Raw genomic sequence first — 24,212 nt, 5'->3', positions numbered from 1 at the left:
GTAAAATTACCGATGTGAATGATTTTATGTACCAACCGTTTTCAGATCATAAATATAATCATTTTTTTAAATGAAAGTGTTGATGTTGCTCATGAAGAAGACGAGCTTTGTCTCGTTAACATTTCTGGAGAGCGGTACCTCGTTAAACGTAAGGATACAAACGGGCGAGAGTCATTTTACATACTTGCTGTGATGAGTCGTGTCACACAATTAACGTCTCATACAAATCACAAGGAGCATTCGTCTGACGAGTTAAATCATATCATTGGTACGAGTCGAGCGATGAATCGAATTAAAGATTTGGCAACGAAAGTCGCGACGAGTGATTCGACGGTGTTGTTAACTGGTGAAAGTGGGACTGGAAAAGAACTCTTTGCAAGGGGCATTCATAACAACAGTGCGAGAAATAAGCATCCATTTGTGGCAGTGAATTGTGTTGCCATACCAGATGAGTTATTTGAGTCCGAAATGTTCGGTTATGAAGCTGGAGCGTTTAGTGGGGCTAGACGAGACGGCAAACCAGGAAAAGTAGAGCTTGCGCAAAATGGAACGCTTTTTCTCGATGAAATCTCAGAGCTGAGTTACGCTTCACAAGGGAAGTTGTTACGTGTATTGCAAGAACGAGAAGTGGACAGACTTGGCGGTGTGAGAAGCAAAACTGTGAACATCCGCGTCGTTGCAGCGACGAACAAGAATTTAAAGCAGCTCGTCACAGAAGGTAAGTTTCGTGAAGATTTGTATTACCGGTTGTACGTATTTGACTTGCATGTGCCGCCACTACGAGAGCGAGAGCGTGATGTGTTAATCTTAATCGAGCATTATATCCATGAATTTAATCAGAGTCTCGGTAAGCAAGTGATTGAAGTGGCAGATGATTTAAAAAAAGTGGGCAATGTCTTACAGATGGCCAGGGAATGTTCGGGAGTTGAAGTCTAGTATCGAACGAGGGATGAATGTTGTTGAAGGCTCTCGTTTGGCTCAAGAAGATTTAGGTCGTTATGACGATGTTCATTTAGAACATACGGCACAAAAGGAACGGTTCCACGGCACGCTTGAAGAAGCAATGAATCGCTATGAGAAAACGATCATTGAAAAAGCGGTCTTGGAGGTTGAAGGTGATCGAACAAAAGCAGCAGCATTGTTAGGCATTCATCTTTCAAGCCTTTATCGGAAATTATCGAAATATCAGATCTGAGGTGTTCTCATGAGAGAATGCCTATTTATTATGCATTTCATAAAAGGAGCTTAGGAGTCTGTTATGTTAATGTGTATTAAAAAAAAGGGTATTTGCCTATTTTTATAATTTTAATGATCCATTTGATGAATTCGTTCGTTTACTTGTTATAGCCGAGCGAAGTTAATGTTAGCTTTTCTAGGGAGATGCGTGTAAAATCAGGCACAGCAATTATTCCGATTTTTATACCTTTAAATCGAGATCGAATTAAAAAGGAGAATCGCATGTCTGAACGAGATGCAAAAACCTATGCTAGACTAAAGCTTGGTGATAAAGAAGCATTAGCGCAACTGTATGACCAATACAGCAAACTTCTTTACTCGTTTAGCTTTAAGATGATGAACGACCAACAAGTCGCTGAAGAGATTGTGCAAGAGGTTTTTATAAAAATTTGGACACAAAAAAAGTGCATACGATGAAACGAAGGGAAAGTTTTCAAGTTGGTTGTTGACGATCACTCGAAACACGGTCATTGACCACCTTCGTAAACGAAAAGAAACAGCATCTGAAATGGTCACGAAGGAAATGACTCAAGATCCTGATCCGAGTATTGAAGATCAGATTGAATGGAAAGAAAAGCGAACAACGATCGATCAGGCGATCAAGCGCCTAAAACCAGAACAAGAAAAAGTGATCGTTTTGTTTTATTATCAGGGGTTATCGCAACAAAAAAATCGCGGACGCTTGTGAGATTCCTTTAGGGACTGTTAAAGGAAGGATTCGTCTCGCTTTAAGGCATCTAAAAGATACAATAGAGGACATTGAGCAGAATGGGGGATCATTCATGAGTAACCATTGTGATCATTTAATTGATTATTTTAATGGCCAGTTATCAGATGAAGAAAAGCGTTCATTTGAAGAACATCTAACGACATGTGGGGATTGTCGTGAAGAGTTGCGTGAACTACAAGAACTTACGGATGATTTAGGGTTCAGTGCTGAACCAATTGAACCTCCATCGGCGTTAAAACAGCAAGTGCTAGAAGCGGCATTTAATGAACGAACACCGAATGATGTGAAAGAAGATGATGATAACGTTCACAGCTTTACGACCGATCAAGAGAGTCAAAACTCAGTAGTGGTGCCAAAAAAAATCGTAAGAAACTAAGCTGGGTAGTACCGTCTTTAGCTGCAGCATTATTGTTGTCGCTCGTTGGAAACGGCTATGCTTTTAGTCAGTTATCGACGCAAGAAGAAGTAGCTCCTGAAGAAGTAGCACCTGAAGAAACAGCGCCAGTAGAAAGTATCTCGATTGATTCTCTGGCACAACAACTAAGTCTACAACCGTCAGAAGAAAGTATTCCATTTGAAGCGAGAGCTTCAATTGTAAATAAAGACCAATACCAACAACTCATCGTTGAAGCTAATCAGCTCACACAGACAGAAGATACACAAGTCTATCAAGTATGGCTGTTAAAAGAGGGAGACCCGTACCGAGCGGGTACGTTTACACCTGCTGAAGATGGCAGTGGGATGTCCACCTTTGATATTGACCCAGAAATGGGATTCGATACGATTGCGATTACGATTGAACCAGATGAAACGAGTGAAGTTCCAGAAGGCGAGATCGTTTTATTAGAGGAATTGTAAGTTTGTATGTGTAATAAAAGGCTCGTCAACACCATGTGTTGGCGAGTTTTTTGCGTTCCTGACGTGTTTTTCTTTATTGCTAGAGAAAGCTTTTAAAAAAAAGTTTGAAGAAAAGTGATCCAAATTATTCTTCGCTTCGTTAGCTCTAGTGAAATCAAAACATAAAGGAGTGCCACCATGAAAAAAATAAAAAAAGCATTTATTCCAGTATTGAGTGTTGCCCTGTTAACTCCAACGTTCGCACAGACGATTCATGCCGAAGAAAGTATGTCGCAAGTGAATACACCTGCTATTGAGCTTAGAGGAACTCTTGATCATTTGTTATCTGAACACTTTGCGCTCGCTGTCTTGTCGATGCAAAAGCAATATGACGGTGATGAAGGAGCACAAGCGCTCAAGAAGCACTTGAGCAAAACGCCGCGGACATGAAACCAGCCATCGCTTCACTCTATGGTGATGAAGGGGCTGAAGAATTCGATCGGATTTTCTCAGCACATAACGATTACACTGCCGATTACGTGCAAGCTGTAAAAGATGGAGACACTGAAGCCCAAGAAGAAGCGTCTGCTATGCTTGATTCCTTTTACGTTGAGTTCGGGGAGTTTTTAGAAACAGCAACGGAAGGCACGCTACCGAGCGATGCGGCTATTGAAGTGTTAGACGTACATGAGCAACAAGTTGAAGATGCGTTTATCGCATACGTTGACGGTGACTATGAGACGGCTTATATGACTTATCGTGAAGGATTATCGCACATGTTTGATATTAGTGCAGCCTTATCCGATGCAATTGTTCAGCAAAACCCTGATCAATTCGAAGGAAGTGTACCATTGACAGCAGCTGGTGATCTTCGCTCGGACTTAAGTAATTTAGTCGCTGAACACTTTGCACTCGCAACATCATCGATGTCAAAAGAATTTAAAGAAAGTGAAGACTTCGACTTTGTAAGTTGGGCTGAAGATGAAAATACAGCGGATCTGAAAGCAACAATCTCTTCTGTTTACGGTGAAGAAGGCGGAGAGCAATTTGAACAAATTTGGCAAGGAAATCACATTCTTGCACAAAGTGACTATGTGAATGCAGTCAAAAACGACGATGAAGCGGCAAAAGAAGAAGCACAAAACCGTTTAAGTACATTTGCTGATGAGTTTGGTATGTTTTTAGAAACCGCAACTGATGGAATTTTACCAGCAGCTGATGCGACTGAACTTGTGAATATGCATGAAGAACAAGTATTTACGACGTTTGATCGTTATATCGAAGGTGACTATGATGGTTCATTTGAAAAGTATAGAGAAGGGTACGCGTTTACCTTTGATATTGGGGCAGGTTTAGCCGATGCGATCGTTACACAAAACCCTGAATTGTTTGAAGAAGAAGCAGCAGTTCCAGAAATGCCTCAAACAGGTATGGGTGGTACGAGTGATTCAGGTATGACGCTACAATGGTTGGCTTGGATTTTAGCTGGTGCTACAGCTGGATTTGTTGGCTACTTTGGTGTTCGTCGCTTCCGCACGAATGGGTAAGTCGAAGTAAAAGGAGAGGAGACTTCCTCTTCTTTTACGTTTTGGATAAGGAGTGATGATTTCATGAAAGGCTTCGTAGTTATTGCCTTGTCGTTACTAGTTATCGGTTGTAGTACGACGGATGCTCAAGATCGTGACGGATCACTAGCCGATGAAGGTGTTCAATTAAAAGAAAATGATCAAACAATCGAGCCTTATACAGAACAGACAATCGCTGAAGAATTTAACCTTGATCAAGAAATGATTGATCAAGCCGAATACGAAAGAAGCAAAAGCAGTGAAATCAATCCAACGAGCATTTCAATTCCTACATTAAATATCGACGCGCCAATTGTGGAAGTCGGTCAGCTAGATAATGGCCAAATGGGTGTGCCTGACAACGGAGATGATGTAGGTTGGTACGAACCTGGTACGAAGCCTGGTGGAATTGGGAATGCAGTATTAGCAGGTCACGTTGATGATCGTACTGGACCAGCCGTATTTTTTTGATTTAGACGAGCTAGAAGAGGGCGATTCGATCTTGGTTGCGGGTGAAGACGGAGAGGAACTGGAGTATGTTGTTGAACGGTTAGAAAGCTATCCTTTTGATGATTCTCCGGTTGATGAAATCTTCGGTTCAAGTGATACGAAGCAATTAAATTTGATTACGTGTGCAGGAATCTTTGATCGTGACGTTGGTACCCATGATGAGCGCCTTGTCGTGTACACATCACTAATCGACGACGAGGAAGATGAAGAGTTACAACCGTCATCGCCAACAGAGTTAACGGTGCAAGGAACATTGCTCACTTGGCATGCTGTTCGTGAAGATCATGTCGCTGGTTATCGCATTTACTCCGTTGATGCTGAAGGAACAGAAGCGTATGTAGCTAGCGTTTCCCAAACAGAAAGAAAAGCGATACAAATGACAGATGAACAAGAGAATTACATCATAAAAACGATCGATTACTTCGGAAATGAATCAGATGCTGAGAATGTAACGGTGGCAGAATAGCCATCGTTTTCTAAAGCCCAAAGGTTTGGTTCCTTTTTAGTTGAAAATGTTTTAGTTAGCTTTTTATGTACTCCGTACTTGTACAAAGAAACTTTTGATCGGTATGATTTTCCTCTTTTTACAATAATATCCATGCCATCATTCTTTTGCAATCCGGAGATAATTTTGCTATTATTTCAAAGGAGTTTTATTTTGTTACTAAAGTTCAGTCACCTGAAACTCAGTATCAAAAATTTGATAAAACTTTCGTATCATAGATTCAGTTTAATAGTTTAGAAATCGGGAGGAAAAAGAATGACGAAAGTTTCGTGGTCAAGATTAATGACTTTTACAATGCTGATCTCTGTATTGACTTTGGCAGCATGTGGCAATGGTGATACTTCAGACGAAGAATCAACGGATGACTCGGATGTTGAAACAGAAGAAAGTGCTGACGAGGACGCTGATGAAAGTTCAGATACAAGTGCAGAATCTGAACCAAAAGTTACTGAGTTTGAACCAGCATTTCCAGAACAAACAAGAGCACCTGAAGTAGAGACTGAAGCAGAACTTGATGTGGAAGTTGTTGCTGAGGGTCTTGACGTGTCTTGGGGTATGGAAGAGTTTGAGACAAACCGCTTACTTGTTACGCAAAGAGATTCAGCAGAACTTCTTATTGTAAACCTTGAAGATGGCTCTGTTTCAGATCCAATCGAAGGTACACCAGAAGTAAATAACGAAGGTCAAGGTGGTTTACTTGATGTAACCATTGCACCTGATTTTGATGAATCAAGATTAGTATTTATGACGTTTGCTCAAGATCTTGAAGATGGTACTGTAACTGCTGTCGGTAAAGGTGTTTTATCAGAAGATGAAGCCTCACTTGAAGATTTTGAAGTAATCTTCCAAGCAGAACCAGCGTATGATGGTGACTTACACTATGGTGGACGTATTATCTTTGATGATGAAGACAACCTATTCTTAACAACTGGTGAGCGTTCAGATGATCCAATTCGCGAACGTGCACAAGACTTAGATGCTTACTTAGGTAAAGTAATTCACATTACACAAGACGGAGAAGCAGTAGATACGAATCCATTTATCGAAGATGAAGACGCACTAGATGGTATCTACAGCTACGGTCATCGTAATATTCAAGGTGTGGACTTCCACCCTGAAACTGGAGACTTATGGATTGTTGAATTCGGTCCACAAGCTGGGGATGAACTGAATATTATTGAGCCAGGTAATAACTATGGATGGCCAATTGTTTCTTATGGGATCGAGTACAGTGGTGATTTAATCAACGATGGTATTTCAGAACACGATGCGCAAGGCTTTGTTGAACCAGTATATTATTGGGATCCAACAAGTGCACCAAGTGGTATGTCATTCTATGATAACGATGCAATTCCTGAATGGGAGAACAACTTGTTCATCGGTGGCTTAGCGCCGAGCTATATTGTACGTGTCGTTATTGAAGATGACCTCGTCGTTGGAGAAGAACGTCTATTAACAGAAGAAGGCGAACGTTTCCGTGATATTCTTGTAACTGAGGATGGCTCGCTTATTGCAATCACTGATGGCGGTATGATTTATAAGGTTACTGCAGCAGGTGAAGGTGAAACAGTTGAAGACACAGAAGAAGACAATGTTGAGACTGATGAAGACGACGCTGAATAATTTATTATTCTCTAAAAGCATCTAACCTTATGTCAATGTCATTAACTTAAAGCGCTTGACAATATTAAAAAAGCAGGCATTCATGGATTTCCATGAATGCCTGCTTCTTTTTTTTGATATGATTATTCCTGTTTTCTTACGATTACGTTCGTTTTAAGTAAAACACGGGTATACCGTTGTATGGAACCTAATATAATTAGACGGGTGAAGCGAGGCATCATTTTCTCATTATTGCATGCGTTCATCATGTTTGTCGTTGGCATGCTACTTGGTGGTGAACCGTACTGGATTGGCGTGATTGGCTTTGCCATTGGTGGATTTGTCATCGGTTTTTTTTCTACTATCAAAAGGAAAGGAAAAGCATGAAAAAGAAGAACAGGGCTGATAACCCTCACACAACGTAGATCGATGAATTGACGTTCTCAAAGGAGAGCGTTTTTTTGTTGATCTATGAAAGAAATTCTTAATTTGTATTCGCAATGATAATAATGATTCTCGAAATTGCGAAAAACGACGTTCAATTTTCCTGCCAATGCGCAATCGTACGTTGGCATAGCATTTGCAATGAGTAGTAGTAAGCGAAAGGAGGCAACGAACATGTTAGATTTTTCATTTACAGAAGAGCAAGAGGATTTTAGGCGAACGCTTAAAAAGTTAGCAACAGAAGAATTGTTACCCAGTTATACAAAATGGGATAAAGAAAAGAAACTGCCAAGACACTTATGGAAGCGTCTAGGTGATGTAGGAATTACAGGTCTTCGGGTCCCTGAACAATTTGGAGGTAGCGCGGCCGACTGTGTCACGACAGGAATCGCGGCAGAAGAAATTGGTCGTGGCGACTTTAACTTAACGTATGCGGTTATGCTTAATGCACTCATTGGAGAGATTATTGCTACGCATGCGAGTGAAGAGTTAAAAGAGGAGTTCTTGCCAGCGCTTGCTTCTGGTGAACAAATTTTTGGGATTGCGATTACAGAACCGGATGCAGGCACAGATGCTGCAGGAATTAAAACGTCAGCGGTCGATGAAGGCGATGTGTATGTACTTAATGGTGAGAAATCAGGCATTAGTGTGGCTACAGAGGCAGACGCATTTGTCGTTTTTGCAAAACCGATCCAGCACTAGGAAATCGCGGAATTAGCGCGTTTCTCGTGCCATCAAGATTGGACGGGGTTGAGAGCTCAAGTTATGACGATATGGCAATGTTGCCATTAGTCGAGGGTCTGTCTATTTTCATGACGTTCGCGTTCCAAAAAAATTATTTGATTGGTGAGTTAAACGCAGGATTTAAACAAGTGATGAACGGCTTTGATCTTAGTCGGTTATTAATTGGTCTTCAATGTGTTGGTGCAGCCGTTCAAAGCTTGATGAGACGATTCAACACGTGAAAACGAGACAATCATTTGGTCAACCACTCGCTACGTACCAAGGGGTATCGTTTCCTATTGTGACGCACTATCAACAACTCGAAATGCTTAAATGGCAAGCCTACCGAGGCTTATGGCTCCGTGATCAAGGGCGTAGTCATACAAAGGAAGCGGCAACCGTTAAATGGCTCGGTCCGAAATACAGTCAAGAAGCGATTCATGAATGTTTACTGTTAAATGGGCATTATGCTTACACGAAAGAGATGCCACTTGAGCAACGTCTACGTGATGTCATTGGTCTAGAAATTGGTGATGGCACCGCACAAGCAAATCAAATGGTCATTGCAAAGCAACTAATCGGCAAAGCATATCGTTCGTACCAACATTCTAATCAAACTGAACGAGTAAAAGGGTGATGAACATGTATTTTGAAGACATTAATTATGAAAAACATGAAGGCATTGCAACGATTACGATCAACCGTCCCCACGTATACAACGCTTTTCGGGGATTAACGATCCGTGAATTGATTGCCGCGTTTCGCGATGCTTGGGATGATAACGCGGTTGGAGCGGTTATTTTAACGGGCGAAGGAGAAAAAGCATTTTGTGTCGGTGGTGATCAAAAGCAAAAGGCTGGTGAAGGTGGTTATGACGACCAAGGCGGACTTGGTATGGGAATCGGTTTAGAAGTAGAAAATCTTCACCAAACGATTCGAAACATCCCAAAGCCTGTGATCGCTGCTGTTAATGGTTTTGCAATCGGTGGAGGTCATGTGTTGCATGTGATCTGTGATTTAACGATTGCGGCTAATACAGCAAAGTTTGGACAAAGCGGACCGAAGGTTGGAAGTTATGACGCAGGGTTTGGATCTGCGTATCTTGCGAGAATTGTTGGTGAGAAAAAGGCACGAGAGATTTGGTATTTATGCGAGCAATATAGCGCTGAGGAATGCAAAGAGATGGGACTTGTCAATAAAGTCGTTCCACAAGACGAGCTCCAACAAGAAGCAAGAAATTGGGCTGAAAAAATTCTCGAGAAAAGCCCGACGGCAATTAAGATGCTGAAATACTCCTTTAACGCTGATTCTGCAAGCATTACGGGAATATCTCAACTCGCGATGGGTAGCCTTGCAATGTTTTATAATAGTGAGGAATCTGAAGAAGGCAAAAACGCGTTCCTAGAAAAACGTTCGGTCGATTTTCAAAAATTCCGTAGTTAAGGGGGCATCATTCGTGACTGAAACAAATCATGTACCTCTAAAGACGTTACAGAAGTATGAGAAGGTTTGGCCTAATACGACGATCTTAGATTATTTGAACCAATGTGTGGAAAATTCACCGAGCAAAGAAGCGGTGATCGACGGTCGTAGTCGGTATACGTACAGTGAGCTTTATAAGAAGGTGGAGCGCGTGGCGCTTGGCTGTATCACTATGGCCTTCGAAAAGGCGATGTCATTAGTGTTCAACTACCAAATTGGAATGAATTTGTGATCGTGCATTATGCGGCGACGATGATCGGGGCGATTACAAATCCACTCATTCCAATTTACCGAGATCGAGAGATCGGGTATATGGTTAAGACTGCAAGCTCTAAAATAATCGTCATTCCTGATCATTTTAGAGGCTTTTGTTACACCGATATGATTGAGCGATTATGGGGTGACTGGCCAGAACTAGATCACGTGTTTGTCGTCGGTGATGATGTACCGAAAGAAATGAAAGCGTTTACTGAATTAACAGAAGTTCGTTTTGAACATACAGAAGACCGTAAAGTGCTCGAGAGTCCACATGATCCAAATGACGTCACTGAAGTTATTTTCACATCAGGAACGACGGGGTTGCCGAAGGGTGTCATGCATACACACAATACGCTTTGTATGTCGACAAACTACTGGATTGAGCGACTGCATCTAACCGATGAAGACGTTATGTTTATGCCTTCAACATTCGGTCATCAGACGGGTTTTGGTTATGGGGTGCGGTTGCCGACAACGATTGGTGGTACGGCTGTGTACCAAGACGTGTGGAACCCTGAGCAGTTTTTGCGATCGGTAGAAAAAGAACGAATTACATTTACAGCGAGTGCAACGCCGTTCTTGCAAGACGTGGTGCAATTTGAAAACGTGAAATCGTTTAATCTTAAAACGTTACGAGCATTTGTCTCGCTCGGTGCGCCAATTCCACGGGCGCTTGTGAAAGAAGCGAAAGAAAACGTGCCATTTACGATTTTATCAGGATGGGGTCAAACCGAAAATGGCCTCGTCACACTTACAAAGTTGGATGACTCAACGGAAAAATTAACTGAAACAGACGGTTGCCCGTTTCCAGAGATGATGATTAAGACGGTGGATGAAAATGGAAACGAATGTGAGGCAAATGAAGAAGGCTCCTTACTCGTGAAAGGTCCTGCACTTTTCATTGGCTACCTTCATCAGCCAGAATTGACGGCATCTGAATTTACGGATGATTGGTTCATCACGGGTGATCGAGCAACGATTGATCGTGACGGGTACGTGAGAATTACTGGAAGAGATAAAGACATTATTATTCGAGGTGGCGAGAACATTCCCGTTGCTTATATCGAGAATGTTTTATATGAACACCCCGATATCAAAGGCGCTCAAGTCGTCGCAGTTCCAGATGAACGTCTTCAAGAGAAGGCATGTGCCATCGTTGAAATCGTGTCACAGGCGAGTCATTTAACGTTAAGTGAATTGCAATCCTATTTGAAAGATAAAGGGGTCGCAAAACAGTACTGGCCTGAGTATCTCGAAGTTATTGATGAATTTCCACGAACTCCGAGTGGCAAAGTGCAAAAATACAAATTACGAGACATGCTAAAAACAAAAGCATAGTAGGAGGAGCGAGTATGGGAGAAACGATTGCGTTTATAACAGGAGCAGGACGTGGCATTGGTCGTGAAATCGCCAGAACATTAGCGAAAAAAAGCTGTGAAAGTCGTCGTAACTGACATTGATCAAAGTGCCGCTGAAGAAACGGTCAGTCTATTAGAAACAGAGGCAATTGCGGTACGCTGTGATGTAACGAGCCTTAAGGATGTTTCGGAGGCAACGAACGAAGCGATGAAAGCGTTCGGACAGATTGATGTACTCATTAATAACGCCGGCTGGGATAAGATTGAACCGTTTTTAGAAAGCGAGCCACATACGTGGGAAAAAGTCATTGCCATTAATTTACTCGGTCAAATTCATACGTGTAAAACCGTCTTACCACAAATGATTGAACAAGGTCACGGAGGCAAAGTCATTAACTTAGCATCTGACTCCGCACGAGTCGGTTCATCGGGAGAAGCCGTTTATTCCGCCGCAAAAGGTGGTGTCGTTTCGTTTACGAAGACACTCGCTCGGGAAATGGCCCGTCATAAAATCAACGTTAATTGCATTGCCCCAGGACCGAGCAATACGCCACTACTTCAAGAGATTAGTACGTACAATGAGGGCATCGTTAAAGCGTTAGAAAAAGCAATCCCATTCCGGAGACTAGCCGAAGCAGAAGACATTGCTAACGCTGTTGCATTTCTCGCTTCTAAAGAAGCAGATTACATTACCGGGCAAACGTTGTCGGTGAACGGTGGATTGACGATGGCGTAAACGTGTTGTGGCGCAAGCATTCTATAAGGACACAATTGTGTTCTTATAGAATGGCTTTTTTATTTTTAGTTCATATAGGTGTTGGTTAAGTCGATATTAAAGAATATTAGAAAGGGGTGACAAAGTGAACGTTATAGAGGTTTATTGGGATGGACCGTTTACCTTTGAACAAGTAAAGCAGCTAGGTGACGAGCGTACCGATTACGGGCTATATCAAATTTACGGTAACCATGTTACGTATGGAAGTGACGTATTACTATACATAGGACAAGCAAACAATCAAACGTTCAGAACTCGACTAGGGCAACATAATGACAAGTATGTCATTATGAATGATTCCGCTCATACGAAGATCTATATTGGAAGAATAGGGGGTGAACATCAAATCGACAATAACGTTTGGTACGAGCAGATTAAAAATGCGGAGCGATTATTAATTCATGTTCATAAGCCAGCGTTTAATTCACAGTTCATTACGGATCGAACACGAAACGAGTTGGATCGCATTCATATTTTAAATTGGGGAAATCGTCGTCATCTCTTGCCAGAAGTATCAAGCGTACGTTGGGGGATCGAATCAAATAATGGCTTCGGTTCAACGATTTATGAATACGAGGAATAGAGGTTTTAACGAACTAAATAAGTGAATGGGTGTCAGCACCTTAAATAGTAAGAGGCAGTTGACGTATTTTTGATTTTGAATAAGAACTGCCTCATTCTCTTTTCGTTTTTCTATAGACGAAAAACACAACGGTTGCAACGATTAACCAGATTAATAGAAGTAAATACAAGTTTCGAAACGTTTGTGCGGCTTCCACATGTTGCTGTAGCGAAAGAATTAATCCAGTCACACCGACACCAAATGCACCACCTATAAATTGGACGAGTTGTGAGACGCCCATTCCGGCACCGATTAGAGTTTGGGGGAGAACGCGTGAAATTTCATTGTTTGCACTCGCCATTAAGATGTTGGAGCCAGCAATCATAAAGACAAGTAGACTGAGTGATACATACGCCGAGAAACTGGCAAACAGTGCAAATAAAATCGTCGCAAAGCTAAGTAATAGAAGACCGAGTAACATGACGACAAGCGGGCCTTTACGGTCAATGAACTTCCCAGATGATTGCGTTAATATGGCTGCAAGTAACGCACCTGGAAACATAATTAAGCCAATTTGAAGTGGATTTTGATCAAACAGTTCGAATAACAAAATGGGAATAGAAAACATCGTTGCGAAGTTCATAAAGAATGAAGTAAATGGAAAGACGGTTAACGTTAAAAACTGGCGATTATGCAGAAGCTCAGGTTGTATAAAGGGAATGGCTGTCTTGTGTACGTGTTTCCAAAGCAAAAAAAACGCTGGAATTGCAATGACGATCGCAACAAAAATACCGCTAGTAATAACTAAAAGGGTAGAAACAACCGCAACCCCAACGAGAATGGCTCCTAGTCCATCAAATTGAACACGTTGAATGGATTCTTCAGGTAAATTCCGTCGCAAAACAGGAAGAATAAACAGGACAACAAACGGCGCTAAAAATAAATAATTCCATCCCCAAAATTCTGTAAAAAAAACCACCAACGAGAGGTCCCATCCCAAATCCGAGTGCTGCCGCTGCTGCGATGATCGCCATTGCATTTCCTCGCCTACTAATCGGAATGTATTTTGACGATAAAACGATGGCAAGGCATGGCAACGTACTTGCACCAATGGCTTGAAGAAGTCTAGCAATGAGCAGTGTGGTAAAGTTCGTCGCAAAAAATCCGAGCAAAGACGAGAAGCCTAAGATGATTAAACCGATACTAATGAGCCTTTTTATCGGTACATAATCTGACAAGCGACTAAAAGTTAAGGCAGAGATGGCAAAGACAATGGAATAACCGGATACGATCCAAGTAGCCACAGATGAAGTTAACTGAAAATCAAGGATGACAAATGGAAGAGCAACATTAAACATCGTTGTATTCATCGTCATCAGCCACATGCCAATTGCCCAAAAACTTAACACTAGTCGTTCATTAAACGCGAACGCTTCTGTCGTCTCGGTGGTAGATACACTCGTCATAATCGTTCCTCCAATTAGCAAAAAGCAAATCAAACAGTAGACGAATGGATTATCGCTACCGTTACCTTGCCATCTGTTTTATACCTAGACGGTAGAGCATCTCTTTAAGTTGTTGAGCTTCTTCGTCGCTAAATTCAGATAATACATCTTGATTCATCTGTGCCATCTGTTCCATTAATGGCGCCTCCAAGGATTGACCTTTTTCTGTTAAACAAACAACTCGATTACGACGATCGGTGGTGTCAATTCGTCGTTCAATGCATCCATTCTGCTCTAAGCGATCAATTACGCCTGTAATGGTTGCACGATCTAAAAGCAAGCGATCAGCTAATTCATAACCAAGTTGAGCATCTTGCTTCCAAAGTTGACGTAATAAGGCATATTGAACAGGTGTAATCCCGAATGGCTGAAGTTTAGACTTACTTACTTGGTTTACTCGTTGAAGTGATTTACCGAGTAAGAAATGCACACATTCATGGAAGTTTTGCAATCTCGACACCTCTTTTTAATTATTCTGATTAATTAGACGATAACACAGCGTAAATCATTTGTACACAATTGATTTGTATACGAAGTAATAATCGTCATTTTCACGTGTGAAGGAATCGCACGTTCATAAAAAAGTAACGAGTGTTAACGTGAACTTTTGATTACTCGTTACTTTCATCTAGATTGTATGGACCGAAAATTGAAAGATCAATAAGTTGTTTGGCCATTTGCTGTGGCGTGTAATTGTATTGATGTTGTATCCACCATAAGACACTTTCTATATAGGCACCGGTTATATAAGAGACGAGTAATGAGCGGTCTCCACGAAGTCGATCACTATAATTCGTGTAGCTAATTCCTTCGTCAATATAATCATGAATGACAGATTTAACACCATTTAAAAACGATGCATCTGCATGATCAATAAGAAGCGTCTCATACGTATCGTGATTGTCATAAATATGTTCAAAAAAAGTTTCAAGATAGATGAATCGTTCCTCTTGGCGAAGCTCCGAAAGGGGTTTAGGGTTATTAATCGTTAACGATTGTTTTAATTTACCTAACAACGTGTCATGGACGTCATACTTAAGCTCCGCAATGTCTTTAAATTGTTTGTAAAACGTTGGGCGCGTGATGTTTGCCTCTTTGCACAACATTTGAATGGTTAACGGTGTGGACGGTTCTCTCACTAGCGTTATATACGCTTTGTGTAACTTCTCGATAGATCGGTGTTGCCGCGGATCCATTCTTTTCATTTCGATCACCTACTGTATTGGTCGTACAAAGTTTACCATAGAAAAGCAAAAGAAATCAGGGTACTAACCTGATTTCTTTTGTTCATGTTATAGGGCTGTCCAACCACCGTCAATGACAAGTTCTGAGCCTGTCATAAATTTGGATTCATCACTCGCTAAAAAGAGTACGCCATAGGCTACATCTTCAGGTTCTCCGAGGTTCGGTAATTGTGTGTGCATTTGGTAATACGGCATCGCTTGTTCCATTGATTCAGCAGTCATCGGTGTCACAATAATGCCAGGGTGTACAGAGTTTACGCGAATGTTATCTTTTCCGTATTCGACGGCAGCTGATTTTGAAAGGGAACGTAACGCACCTTTAGCAGCTGTGTAAGGGCTTGAACCTGCCATACCAACAATGCCACCAATGGAGGAAATGTTGATCACAGATCCTGCACCTGTTTTTTTCATTTCAGGTATTGCATATTTCATGCCGAGAATGCAGCCATTTAAGTTAACGTCCATAACGCTGTTCCATTGCTCCATCGTTAACTCTGCAAAACTTTTATTAATTGAAATACCAGCATTGTTGACGAGTACATCCACTTTTCCAAACGTGTCAAGAGTTGTTGCGATAACACTTTTCCATTGGTCTTCAGAACTCACGTCATGCGTAATCCCTAAGATCTCTCCTCCAGTTGCTTTTACACGAGAGACGAGTTTGTCTAATTGCTCAGTATTTACGTCTGTTGCAACGACTTTTGCTCCTTCAGCAGCAAACAATTCTGCTTCTTTGGCACCCATGCCATTTGCAGCACCGGTAATAATAGCAACTTTATTTTGTAATCTCATAATGTACCCCTCCGTTGATAGTATATAATTTACATGATGTAAATTAGTTCACATCTTTGTTATATCATAGTACTCTAAAAAAAGCCAACGAAAAGCTGATCTGCGTACCTCACTGCTTATGTCATAATAGTCAGAAGAGGTGAGACGATGATCCAAGTTCGAAAAGCAACGAAACGGCACGTAGCTGGTATCATTTCGGTATGCACGAGAGGTACTGGTCGACGTATAAAGAGTTAGCATCTGCTGAGTATATTCAAAGGATCTGTGATGAGTTTTATCATGAAGCTCGTGTTACTAGAGAAGTGACAGAAACGAGTCGACATTGGGGTGGTTATTTTGTTGCACTAGAAAATGGAACCGTAGTTGGTGCAGGTGGCGGTGGAATGATTACTGAACAAAGCGCAGAGCTGTTCGTTTTGTATATTGATCCCGATCGTCGGAATGAGGGGATCGGTTCAAAGTTACTTGCAGAAATCACAAAGCAGCAACTAACTCTTGGTGCAACAGAGCAATGGGTGTCTGTACAACAGCATAATGAAAAGGGCATTCCATTTTACAAAGCAAAAGGGTTTATCTTTCTAACGAAGCAAAGAGGCTATGCAACGATCGAGAATGAACCGTACGTGAGCCTACGATATAAACGAAACATCTAAATGTTAGTGATCGAAAGAGGTGAGGAGAATGAAGCAAATTGAAACAGATCGGCTTCAATTAAAGCAACTCGGTCCTTCGCATGCGGAGGAAGTGTTGCAATTTTACATACAGAACAAGCAATTTTTAGAAAAATGGGAGGCAAAAAAGAGTGAAGCCTTCTTCACGGTTGCTACTCAAGTTGAGTTACTAAAACAAGATCAAGTGCATTACTCGAACGGACAAGCTGTGAAGTTTTGGATCTATAAAAAAGAAGAGGGTACAAAACTGATCGGTTGTATCAATTTCTCGAACATTATTCGTAGTATTATGCAGTCGTGCTATGTTGGCTATAAGATGGATCAGAATGAAAATGGGAAAGGATATCTTACTGAAGCATTACGGGCAGCCATTAATGTTATGTTTGAAGAGTACCACATCCATCGCATTGAAGCGCCGATTATGCCGAAGAATAAAGCTTCTATTCGGGTCGTTGAGAAACTAGGGTTTGAACGAGAAGGGCTTACAAGCAGATGCTTAAAGTTAATGACCGGTGGGAAGATCATGTACGATTTTCTTTATTAAATCCTAATGATTAAGTATTACCTTGCCTATATGACGAAGATTTGCTACAATACTAACTAACGGTAGTTAGTAAAAGAATAAATAAACACTTTCTAGGGTTCCGCTCGAAGGGGTCTGGTCCGAGGGAAAGTGCAGCACTCCAATGTGCTGTTCACGGAGGGAAAAAAGCCCGGGAGATATTGCGTAAAGTCACGCAGTATGTCCCGGGCTTTTTCATGTTTTAAAAAGTCTCGGGAATAATAAAAAAAAGAGGTGAGCGTATGTGGATTACAGTCGTGATTGCCGCGTTATTTGAAATTGGCTGGGCAACAGGATTAAAGTATGCAAATGATTTAATGACGTGGACGTTAACAATCATTGCAATCATTATTAGTTTTGGCTTGTTAATACGTGCTGCATCGTCTTTACCGACAAGTACGGTCTATGCGGTCTTCGTCGGGCTTGGTACCGTCGGGACTGTGGCGGTCGATATCGTCTTTTTTTGGAACGTCTCTAAATATTGGGGTCGTTTTCTTCGTCGCCATGCTTCTGAGTGGAGTGTTAGGTCTAAAAATGGTAACAGGTAAAAAGGAGGAAGAGCACTCATGAGTTGGATGATACTCATCATCGCGGGTTTACTTGAAGTCGCAGGAGTGAATGGCATACAGCGTTATATTCAAGGGCAGAAAGTAAGCGGGATATTGTTTATCGTTTTTGGGTTTGCCATTAGTCTTACGTTGCTATCGATTGCAATGGAGACGATCCCCTTAGGTGTTGCTTATGCAGTTTGGACAGGAATGGGGACGGTAGGAAGTGCAGTGATCGGGATGATTTTTTTACAATGACTCAAAAGATGTAAAACGAATCGTTTGCTTGGTCGTCATTATTTTTGCTGTAATCGGTTTGCGAGTCGTTTCAGGATAACGTCAACACCCTTCGATCTGAAGGGTGTTGATTTTTTCATAGAAGAGGGTGATGACTTTGTTTAAAGATAGAATTTTTATAATTTCACGTACCGTAATTATTTTGATAAAATATAAAAGTAATAAATAATAACTCATTGCTAATAAGAAAGTAACGCTAAAGAGCAGCAATCTAACCGTTCATCAATTTTAAATAATTTGACAATTATACTGATATAAGTGATTATATAAATGTGAGTTAAAAAATTAACTCGGGTTAAATTAATAAGGAGGATATTAGATGACACAACACTCGTACATGATGATTGAAAACCATGAACAGTTAAAAGTTGTAAGTGATCCGTTTCGTTCTCACATCTTAACGATGCTTGTTGAACAATCCTACACGGGTCAACAATTAGCAAAAACACTAGAGGTTCCCCGTTCTAAAGTTCATTACGCCTTGCATGAGCTTGAAAAGAATAAGTTTATAAAGGTTGTACATAAAGAAGAAAAGAAGGGTGTCGTTCAAAAGTTTTATAAAGCCGTTGCAAAAAGCTATTTCCCAAGTGAACAATTGATGCCTCATGCAGCTGAGGTTGGGGATTATTTTCGAGGTACGGTCTTAAACGTATTACAACGGGCAAGACTTCGCGCTTTAGCAGCACCAGATGAAGCATTTAAATTAAAAAGCTCAGACCCTACGAAACGACCTGCAATTGCGATGCAAGTCGAAACGCGACTTCGTGAAGAGCAGTTCATTGAATGGATTGCTAAATATCGAAAACTCGTTGATGAATTTTATGAGATGGACGGAGAAGATGGTAAGCCTTATTATTTAACGACAATTGGTTTTCAATTGGATGAACCTTTCTTTGAAGAGTTCGGCGATCAAAAGAAGCGAGACTCGGATGAACAATCATGAACACATCGAGGAACGAGTAACGCTACCGTCACTTTTTAAAAATCGGAATTTTATTTTAATTTTGTTATCAAGTACATTCACAGGGTTTGCATTTTCAATCTTTTTGCTTGCCGAGACGTGGTATGTTGTGGACGAGTTGAACAATCAAGCCGCATTAGGACTTGTTCTTGCGGCTACGTCATTACCTCGAGTGCTATTTATGGTGTTTGGAGGAGCGTATGCGGATCGAATAAAAGGTTCGGTACTCATGCTCTTATCCAATTTCATAAGAAGTGTACTCATTGCCATGATGGTCATTCTCATCGTCTTCGGGTTGTTAGATGTTTGGACATTAATTCTATTCGCTTTGTTATTTGGAGTTCTTGATGCGTTTTATTGGCCGGCGAACAATACGATTGTTCCAGCGTTAATTCCAAAAGAACAATTAACCCGTGCGAATTCGTTTCTTGAGCTATCGTTTCGGCTGACGTTTATTAGTGGTCCTTTAATTGCCGGTCTTCTCTTAACGTTAGGGTCATTTGAGCTTGTCTTTGGAACAGTCGTTGTGCTGTTACTTATAGGAGCAATTTGTATATTGCCTTTACTAGGTTTTGAAACAGAAAAGACACATGCAAAAACGACGATTTTTAGAGAACTACGTGATAGTTTTCAATACGCTTCGAAGTCTCAGTTTTTAATAGGGGCAATGACGATGAGTATTATAACGAATCTAATTATCACTGGACCAGGAACGATGGCATCGCCGATTATTGTGAGTGAGATTTTAGATGGAAATGCATTTGATCTTAGCTTACTAGAAGCATCGTTTGCGATTGGGATGGTTCTCGGTGCGCTAATCGTTGCAGCGTGGAATCCTAACAAGAAACGAGGTCTTCTATCCGTATCGCGCCTCATCTTGCTCGGTGTAACGTTGGTATTATTAAGCCAGTCAACGACATTGTGGCAAGCGATTGTCGTCTTAGCATTGATTGGAATTGCAATTAGTATTGGCGATATACCGATTCGTACGTTAATCCAAGAAAAAACAGACCCACAAATGCTAGGAAGGGTAACAGGTATGCTCGGAACCGCTTCAAGGGGCTTAGCACCAATTTCATATATGATAACCGCTTGGTTATTATCGATCTCTATATCAATTGGAACGATATTGCTTGTAAGTGGACTTGTATTGATTTGTACGGCATGCTTAAGCTTTTGGAAGTTGCGAGGCTTTGTAACGGCAGATTGAACAAAAAGGAAGACTGCAACACGTCAACATGTTGCAGTCTTCCTTTTTACAATGCACTTTAATACTATAAAGCAGTGGGGACTGTCCCCATTAGATGAATCGAGTTGTGCAGGAACCGAGCTTCTCTATGCTTACCGTAACGGTATCCCCTGATTTTAAGTATTCCCGTTCTGTTTCAGGCATCCCCATGGCGACACCTTCAGGCGTCCCAGTTAAGATAATGTCCCCTGGTTTTAGGGTGAAATGTTGTGAGATGTAATTAATGATTTCTTTACATGTGAAAATCATATCTGATGTGTTGGAAACTTGACGAGTCTTACCGTTCACTGTAGTTGTTAGTGCTAACTGTTGTGGGTCGGGTACTTCATCTTTTGTTACTAAGTAAGGTCCAATTGGATTAAAATCATCAAGTGTCTTTCCAAGTAACCATTGTGGTGTGCGCAGTTGTAAATCCCTTGCTGAGAGATCATTTGCAGTCGCATAACCGAGTACATAATTAAGTGCATCTTCCTCAGACACTTGGCTTGCCGTTTGACCGATTACAATCGCAAGTTCCACTTCGTAATCCAACTCATTCGTTACAGCTGGAACAACAACATCATGGTTATGACCCGTGAGGGTATTGTTAAATTTATTAAATAGAATCGGTACCTCAGGGTAAGGCGAATTTGTCTCATCTGCATGTTTGCGGTAATTTAATCCGACGCAGATAATCTTCTCAGGATGGGGTACTACTGGACCAAATGTAACGTCTGTTTCAGTTAAATTAGATGAGTTGGTCTTAGAAAGTGTCGTTAAGTAATCTTGAAAGGCATGTTGTGTATGGTCGTCTGCGTTAATATAATCCATCATTGACGTTGGCAAATCTGTGCGTTGTTCGTTTGCTAATGTTTTCGTTACGTCGATGATCGAGTCATTGATACAGACTCCAAGGTGCGAATTGCCGTTTACTTCTAGATTGGCTAGTTTCATAGTTCTTCATCTCCTGTACTCGTAATGTTTAAGCATCTTTACCAAAAACGACGCCACCGTCAACGTATAGTGGTGAGCCCATCATAAATCGAGAATCATCTGATGCAAGAAATAGCGCTGCATCAGCAACATCTTCAGGCTTTCCGAGATCACCTGACAATTGGCGAGTCTTTATCTTTGCGATCGCCTTGTCTGGCTCTTCTGCTCGAGATAAGTAATCTTCAACAAAAGGTGTCATAATCGTGCCAGGGAGTAAGGCATTCACACGAATGTTGTATTTGGCATAATCTACTTGCATTTGTTTTGTCAATGATAAAACAGCCCCTTTAGAAGTCGCGTAGGATGCACGTTCTCCAAGACCAATTTCTGCGATACAAGAAGACATATTAATAATCACACCAGACTCTGCTTTAATCATATGTGGAATTACTGATTTCGACGGTAAAAATACACCCTTTACGTTGATATTCATCACACGGTCCCAGTCATCTTCATCAACTTCATGCAAACGACCAACACCACTCACTCCAGCGTTGTTGAACAAAACATCGATCCGTCCATACTCCTCTATGACCTTTTCGACGAGTTCATGTACAGAATTCGCGTCTGTCGTATCAGTCTCAATAAACCGTTGATCTCCTTTTAGAGCATCCGCGGTTCGTTGGCCATTCTCACGGTCAATGTCTGCGATAACGACAGTTGCTCCTTCATTTGCAAAGCGTTCAGCTGTACGTTGACCAATACCTGATCCACCGCCTGTAATAATGGCAATTTTCTGACGTAAGCGCATGTGATATCCTCCTCGTTTTTATTATGTGCTTACTTTAGCACATCAAAATAGAGAATAGAATTGCGTAATTTAGCGAAAAGATACCTTAATTTAAGCTCATTTTACGATATACCGAAGGAGTTTTGCCTGTCGTTGCGCGAAACGTTCGAAAGAAATGAGGCATGCTTTTATACCCGCATTGTTCAGCGATGTCTTGTACGCTGCAAGGAGAATTCCGGAGTAATTCTTTCGCTTTAATCATTCGCTTTGATTTAACAAAATCACTGAACGTGAGTCCGATCGTTGTTTTGAATCGCTTACTAAAATAAGCAGGGTGAACACAAGCAGCAGACGCGAGTTGTGTAAGTTCGATCTCTTCATCTAAATGATCGTTAATGTAGTGAAGACTGTGGTGAATCCAGTCTGGCATCCCTGCTGTCTCATGTGGGGATGTGTGACAATGTCTGCTTAAGAAGATGACAATGGCCTGAATAAGTATGGTCGACATGTCCGCTGTATAATGATCAGATTTGGAAGACTCGTGATTGAGTTTATTCAAGAGTTCTAGAAATTCACGTTGCTTTTCTTCGCTCAGATGGTAGCGATGCTTTCTTTGTAACTTTGAAGAAGAAAATAAATCAGCAAGCACATCACGATTTCCAGTAAGAATCGATGGGCAAAAAAACAATGCGGAACTCGTAAAAAGGGCGCCATCAGCTGGTTGAGTACAATGAATTACATTACTCGGGATTATTACAATATCTCCAGGTTCTAAGTCATAAAACAGATCATCAATAAAAAAAGCGGCTTTTCCCTTTGTGAACTAAAAAGACTTCATGCCATTCATGTAAGTGATGAGGAAGTTCTTCATACTTTGTTTTTGTATGATGGAAAGCCATGTGGAATGGAACAACATTGGATTCATCAAACTCTTTCACAATCGCATCCATAAAAGTCCCGCCCTTCATAGATTAAAATACGCAAGTTTTTCACTACAAATCGCAATATCATTGCGTAATGATTTCATGATAGCATAAATAAAACATGTTGAAAGCGTTTTCTTATGAAGGGAGATTAATTGAAATGAGAAGAGGGCTTGTTAGTGTTTTAGGTGCTATGCTCCTCGTCACTTCAGGTTGTTCCTTAAGTACATCCGCTGCAGTCGAGCAAGATGTGCACACGATTAATATTGCTTACGGAAATCAACCAGGCGAACCGCTAGACCAGCAAGCGCGCAAGTGGGCAGAACTGGCTGAAGAAGAGAGCGATGGACGTTTACAACTGAATGTCTATCCAAGTTCTCAACTTGGAGGCGAGAGTGACATGATTGAACTTGCTATGAGAGGCAACAATGTCATTGTGTTTACGGCTTATGATTTTTTAATGGATTATGTTCCTGACCTAGGAATTTTAGCAGCCCCATATTTGGCAGAAGAGTTTGATGACCTCCTCTATTTAACTACAACAGATTGGTATGCAGATCTAGAAAATGACATGAATGACATGGGACTAGCACTCCTAGGAAAAGAAACCATCTATGGTGAACGGCATTTGATGACGAAAGCACCTGTCAAGACTCCAGAAGACTTGCAAGGCATGAAAATACGAGTGCCTAACAATAATCTTTACATTCGGGCATTTCAAGCGCTTGAGCCTCACCAACCCCTTTGCCACTGGGTGATTTGTATGCATCACTTCAACAAGGCGTCATTGATGGGGCAGAGAACCCTCTACCTGTGTTGCAAGGGACTCGAACTAATGAAGTGACAAATCATCTGACATTAACCGGTCATATGAAAGTGATGAGTATTTGGGTAACAGGAACTGGAATGATGGAAGAGTTACCTGAAGATTTAGAACGAATTCTTTCAGAAACGAGTGAAGAGGCAGCAAGGTACACACATGCCATTACCGAACTAGAAGAGAAAGAAGCACTCGAAACGTTTAAAAATGAAGGCATGACCGTTCATGAGGTTGACCAAGAATTGTTCCGAGAAGCGGTTGAACCTTTCTACGATTCAATGCCCTCCTGGTCGCCTGGTTTATATGAACACGTATTAGAACTAATGGAAGAGCGGCCTAAGGAGGATTAAA

Annotated in this window: 36 protein-coding genes, 2 pseudogenes and 1 riboswitch; of the genes and pseudogenes, 29 read left to right on the top strand and 9 right to left on the bottom strand. The window is 41.2% G+C overall.

The window, feature by feature from the left end; genetic code table 11:
• Positions 1–18 precede the first annotated feature (18 nt).
• From JCM19055_RS13165 to JCM19055_RS13110, 21 genes are all read left to right on the top strand, one after another.
• Positions 19–936 (top strand): sigma 54-interacting transcriptional regulator, encoded by a 918-nt coding sequence (locus JCM19055_RS13165; RefSeq protein WP_052366317.1) that lies wholly within the window; start codon positions 19–21, stop codon positions 934–936.
• Positions 926–1,195 carry a helix-turn-helix domain-containing protein gene (locus JCM19055_RS23995; RefSeq protein WP_193745429.1) on the top strand — a complete coding sequence of 90 codons (270 nt, stop codon included), beginning with the start codon at positions 926–928 and terminating at the stop codon, positions 1,193–1,195. Before JCM19055_RS13165 ends, JCM19055_RS23995 begins: the two co-directional genes overlap by 11 nt.
• A 185-nt stretch (positions 1,196–1,380) precedes the next feature.
• Positions 1,381–1,653 (top strand): RNA polymerase sigma factor, encoded by a 273-nt coding sequence (locus JCM19055_RS31865; protein WP_370543137.1) that lies wholly within the window; start codon positions 1,381–1,383, stop codon positions 1,651–1,653.
• A gap of 25 nt (positions 1,654–1,678) precedes the next feature.
• Positions 1,679–1,924, top strand: coding sequence for an RNA polymerase sigma factor (locus JCM19055_RS31860; RefSeq protein ID WP_370543136.1), 246 nt, complete (start codon positions 1,679–1,681; stop codon positions 1,922–1,924).
• A 94-nt stretch (positions 1,925–2,018) separates the two neighbouring features.
• Positions 2,019–2,342 (top strand): anti-sigma factor, encoded by a 324-nt coding sequence (locus JCM19055_RS25575; RefSeq protein ID WP_081833696.1) that lies wholly within the window; start codon positions 2,019–2,021, stop codon positions 2,340–2,342.
• 32 nt (positions 2,343–2,374) lie between these two features.
• On the top strand, positions 2,375–2,824 hold the full coding sequence (locus JCM19055_RS13155; protein WP_042360045.1) for an anti-sigma factor: 450 nt from the start codon (positions 2,375–2,377) through the stop codon (positions 2,822–2,824).
• Positions 2,825–3,001: 177 nt separating this feature from the next.
• Positions 3,002–3,253, top strand: a complete 252-nt coding sequence (locus JCM19055_RS23990) for a hypothetical protein (RefSeq protein WP_052366315.1) — start codon at positions 3,002–3,004, stop codon at positions 3,251–3,253.
• Entirely contained in the window at positions 3,250–4,350 is a 1,101-nt protein-coding gene (locus JCM19055_RS13150) for a hypothetical protein (protein WP_052366314.1), read from the top strand. Before JCM19055_RS23990 ends, JCM19055_RS13150 begins: the two co-directional genes overlap by 4 nt.
• A 63-nt stretch (positions 4,351–4,413) precedes the next feature.
• Entirely contained in the window at positions 4,414–4,839 is a 426-nt protein-coding gene (locus JCM19055_RS23985) for a class F sortase (RefSeq protein ID WP_052366313.1), read from the top strand.
• Positions 4,808–5,344 carry a class F sortase gene (locus tag JCM19055_RS23980; RefSeq protein ID WP_052366312.1) on the top strand — a complete coding sequence of 179 codons (537 nt, stop codon included), beginning with the start codon at positions 4,808–4,810 and terminating at the stop codon, positions 5,342–5,344. Before JCM19055_RS23985 ends, JCM19055_RS23980 begins: the two co-directional genes overlap by 32 nt.
• Positions 5,345–5,638: 294 nt before the next feature.
• Entirely contained in the window at positions 5,639–7,006 is a 1,368-nt protein-coding gene (locus JCM19055_RS13140; protein WP_081833687.1) for a PQQ-dependent sugar dehydrogenase, read from the top strand.
• A 180-nt stretch (positions 7,007–7,186) separates the two neighbouring features.
• Complete coding sequence (locus tag JCM19055_RS13135; protein WP_042360044.1) at positions 7,187–7,372, top strand: hypothetical protein; 186 nt, start codon at positions 7,187–7,189, stop codon at positions 7,370–7,372.
• A 231-nt stretch (positions 7,373–7,603) separates the two neighbouring features.
• Positions 7,604–8,131, top strand: a complete 528-nt coding sequence (locus tag JCM19055_RS29740; RefSeq protein ID WP_265182145.1) for an acyl-CoA dehydrogenase family protein — start codon at positions 7,604–7,606, stop codon at positions 8,129–8,131.
• A 38-nt stretch (positions 8,132–8,169) separates the two neighbouring features.
• Positions 8,170–8,394: a hypothetical protein gene (locus JCM19055_RS29735; RefSeq protein WP_265182144.1), complete on the top strand. Its 225-nt coding sequence runs from the start codon at positions 8,170–8,172 to the stop codon at positions 8,392–8,394.
• Entirely contained in the window at positions 8,391–8,789 is a 399-nt protein-coding gene (locus JCM19055_RS29730) for an acyl-CoA dehydrogenase family protein (protein WP_265182143.1), read from the top strand. The genes JCM19055_RS29735 and JCM19055_RS29730 overlap by 4 nt, the downstream gene beginning before the upstream one ends.
• A gap of 5 nt (positions 8,790–8,794) precedes the next feature.
• Positions 8,795–9,595 (top strand): 1,4-dihydroxy-2-naphthoyl-CoA synthase, encoded by an 801-nt coding sequence (menB, locus tag JCM19055_RS13125; RefSeq protein WP_042360099.1) that lies wholly within the window; start codon positions 8,795–8,797, stop codon positions 9,593–9,595.
• 13 nt (positions 9,596–9,608) lie between these two features.
• Positions 9,609–9,866: a hypothetical protein gene (locus JCM19055_RS29725; RefSeq protein ID WP_265182142.1), complete on the top strand. Its 258-nt coding sequence runs from the start codon at positions 9,609–9,611 to the stop codon at positions 9,864–9,866.
• On the top strand, positions 9,797–11,230 hold the full coding sequence (locus tag JCM19055_RS13120; RefSeq protein ID WP_370543147.1) for an AMP-binding protein: 1,434 nt from the start codon (positions 9,797–9,799) through the stop codon (positions 11,228–11,230). The genes JCM19055_RS29725 and JCM19055_RS13120 overlap by 70 nt, the downstream gene beginning before the upstream one ends.
• A gap of 14 nt (positions 11,231–11,244) precedes the next feature.
• The gene (locus tag JCM19055_RS29720) at positions 11,245–11,346 is read left to right on the top strand and encodes an SDR family oxidoreductase (RefSeq protein ID WP_265182141.1); all 102 of its coding nucleotides are present in this window, start codon (positions 11,245–11,247) and stop codon (positions 11,344–11,346) included.
• Positions 11,327–11,986 (top strand): SDR family NAD(P)-dependent oxidoreductase, encoded by a 660-nt coding sequence (locus JCM19055_RS13115; RefSeq protein WP_265182140.1) that lies wholly within the window; start codon positions 11,327–11,329, stop codon positions 11,984–11,986. Before JCM19055_RS29720 ends, JCM19055_RS13115 begins: the two co-directional genes overlap by 20 nt.
• A 124-nt stretch (positions 11,987–12,110) precedes the next feature.
• Positions 12,111–12,608, top strand: coding sequence for a hypothetical protein (locus JCM19055_RS13110; protein ID WP_042360043.1), 498 nt, complete (start codon positions 12,111–12,113; stop codon positions 12,606–12,608).
• A 91-nt stretch (positions 12,609–12,699) separates the two neighbouring features.
• Here JCM19055_RS13110 and JCM19055_RS25570 read toward each other — a convergent pair whose 3' ends face one another.
• From JCM19055_RS25570 to JCM19055_RS13090, 5 genes are all read right to left on the bottom strand, one after another.
• Complete coding sequence (locus JCM19055_RS25570; RefSeq protein WP_265182139.1) at positions 12,700–13,566, bottom strand: MFS transporter; 867 nt, start codon at positions 13,564–13,566, stop codon at positions 12,700–12,702.
• On the bottom strand, positions 13,469–14,053 hold the full coding sequence (locus JCM19055_RS25565; RefSeq protein ID WP_081833685.1) for an MFS transporter: 585 nt from the start codon (positions 14,051–14,053) through the stop codon (positions 13,469–13,471). The genes JCM19055_RS25570 and JCM19055_RS25565 overlap by 98 nt, the downstream gene beginning before the upstream one ends.
• Positions 14,054–14,114: 61 nt before the next feature.
• Positions 14,115–14,552 (bottom strand): MarR family winged helix-turn-helix transcriptional regulator, encoded by a 438-nt coding sequence (locus tag JCM19055_RS13100; RefSeq protein WP_370543135.1) that lies wholly within the window; start codon positions 14,550–14,552, stop codon positions 14,115–14,117.
• A gap of 151 nt (positions 14,553–14,703) precedes the next feature.
• Entirely contained in the window at positions 14,704–15,297 is a 594-nt protein-coding gene (locus tag JCM19055_RS13095) for a TetR/AcrR family transcriptional regulator (RefSeq protein WP_042360041.1), read from the bottom strand.
• An 87-nt stretch (positions 15,298–15,384) separates the two neighbouring features.
• On the bottom strand, positions 15,385–16,128 hold the full coding sequence (locus tag JCM19055_RS13090) for an SDR family NAD(P)-dependent oxidoreductase (protein WP_370543134.1): 744 nt from the start codon (positions 16,126–16,128) through the stop codon (positions 15,385–15,387).
• Between the two features lie 200 nt (positions 16,129–16,328).
• Here JCM19055_RS13090 and JCM19055_RS13085 point away from each other — a divergent pair, with 200 nt between their 5' ends.
• The 6 genes and pseudogenes from JCM19055_RS13085 (at position 16,329) to JCM19055_RS13060 (ending at position 20,377) form a co-directional block, all read left to right on the top strand.
• Complete coding sequence (locus tag JCM19055_RS13085) at positions 16,329–16,781, top strand: GNAT family N-acetyltransferase (protein WP_265182138.1); 453 nt, start codon at positions 16,329–16,331, stop codon at positions 16,779–16,781.
• 28 nt (positions 16,782–16,809) lie between these two features.
• Positions 16,810–17,357, top strand: a pseudogene (locus JCM19055_RS13080) (GNAT family N-acetyltransferase).
• Between the two features lie 67 nt (positions 17,358–17,424).
• A riboswitch (guanidine-I (ykkC/yxkD leader) is annotated at positions 17,425–17,521 on the top strand.
• A gap of 82 nt (positions 17,522–17,603) precedes the next feature.
• A pseudogene (locus JCM19055_RS13075) lies at positions 17,604–17,931 on the top strand (multidrug efflux SMR transporter).
• On the top strand, positions 17,928–18,167 hold the full coding sequence (locus JCM19055_RS13070) for a multidrug efflux SMR transporter (RefSeq protein WP_265182137.1): 240 nt from the start codon (positions 17,928–17,930) through the stop codon (positions 18,165–18,167). Before JCM19055_RS13075 ends, JCM19055_RS13070 begins: the two are co-directional and overlap by 4 nt.
• Positions 18,168–18,525: 358 nt before the next feature.
• Positions 18,526–19,149, top strand: a complete 624-nt coding sequence (locus tag JCM19055_RS13065) for a winged helix-turn-helix domain-containing protein (RefSeq protein ID WP_042360039.1) — start codon at positions 18,526–18,528, stop codon at positions 19,147–19,149.
• Positions 19,136–20,377 carry an MFS transporter gene (locus JCM19055_RS13060; RefSeq protein WP_042360038.1) on the top strand — a complete coding sequence of 414 codons (1,242 nt, stop codon included), beginning with the start codon at positions 19,136–19,138 and terminating at the stop codon, positions 20,375–20,377. Before JCM19055_RS13065 ends, JCM19055_RS13060 begins: the two co-directional genes overlap by 14 nt.
• Positions 20,378–20,467: 90 nt before the next feature.
• Here the strand turns inward: JCM19055_RS13060 and JCM19055_RS13055 are convergent, their stop codons facing one another.
• The 4 genes from JCM19055_RS13055 to JCM19055_RS27430 all read right to left on the bottom strand — a co-directional run bounded on the left by JCM19055_RS13055 (position 20,468) and on the right by JCM19055_RS27430 (position 23,068).
• Positions 20,468–21,349, bottom strand: coding sequence for a fumarylacetoacetate hydrolase family protein (locus tag JCM19055_RS13055; RefSeq protein ID WP_042360037.1), 882 nt, complete (start codon positions 21,347–21,349; stop codon positions 20,468–20,470).
• 28 nt (positions 21,350–21,377) lie between these two features.
• Positions 21,378–22,139: an SDR family NAD(P)-dependent oxidoreductase gene (locus JCM19055_RS13050; RefSeq protein ID WP_042360036.1), complete on the bottom strand. Its 762-nt coding sequence runs from the start codon at positions 22,137–22,139 to the stop codon at positions 21,378–21,380.
• An 85-nt stretch (positions 22,140–22,224) separates the two neighbouring features.
• Positions 22,225–22,878: an AraC family transcriptional regulator gene (locus JCM19055_RS23975; protein ID WP_265182159.1), complete on the bottom strand. Its 654-nt coding sequence runs from the start codon at positions 22,876–22,878 to the stop codon at positions 22,225–22,227.
• 31 nt (positions 22,879–22,909) lie between these two features.
• On the bottom strand, positions 22,910–23,068 hold the full coding sequence (locus JCM19055_RS27430) for a hypothetical protein (protein ID WP_193745428.1): 159 nt from the start codon (positions 23,066–23,068) through the stop codon (positions 22,910–22,912).
• Between the two features lie 133 nt (positions 23,069–23,201).
• On the opposite strand from JCM19055_RS27430, the gene dctP (JCM19055_RS13040) reads away from it, so the two are divergent.
• Together dctP (JCM19055_RS13040) and dctP (JCM19055_RS29715) are read left to right on the top strand one after the other, a co-directional pair.
• The gene (gene dctP, locus JCM19055_RS13040) at positions 23,202–23,885 is read left to right on the top strand and encodes a TRAP transporter substrate-binding protein DctP (protein ID WP_265182136.1); all 684 of its coding nucleotides are present in this window, start codon (positions 23,202–23,204) and stop codon (positions 23,883–23,885) included.
• The gene (gene dctP, locus JCM19055_RS29715) at positions 23,786–24,211 is read left to right on the top strand and encodes a TRAP transporter substrate-binding protein DctP (RefSeq protein WP_370543133.1); all 426 of its coding nucleotides are present in this window, start codon (positions 23,786–23,788) and stop codon (positions 24,209–24,211) included. The genes dctP (JCM19055_RS13040) and dctP (JCM19055_RS29715) overlap by 100 nt, the downstream gene beginning before the upstream one ends.
• The last annotated feature ends 1 nt before the right edge of the window (position 24,212 follow it).

The sequence above is a fragment of the Geomicrobium sp. JCM 19055 genome (genome assembly GCF_000698185.1).
Classification (GTDB): Bacteria; Bacillota; Bacilli; order Bacillales; family Marinococcaceae; genus Geomicrobium_A; species Geomicrobium_A sediminis.
The sequence above is the reverse complement of the archived record's forward strand: the minus strand, read 5'-3'. Positions and strand labels throughout refer to the sequence as shown.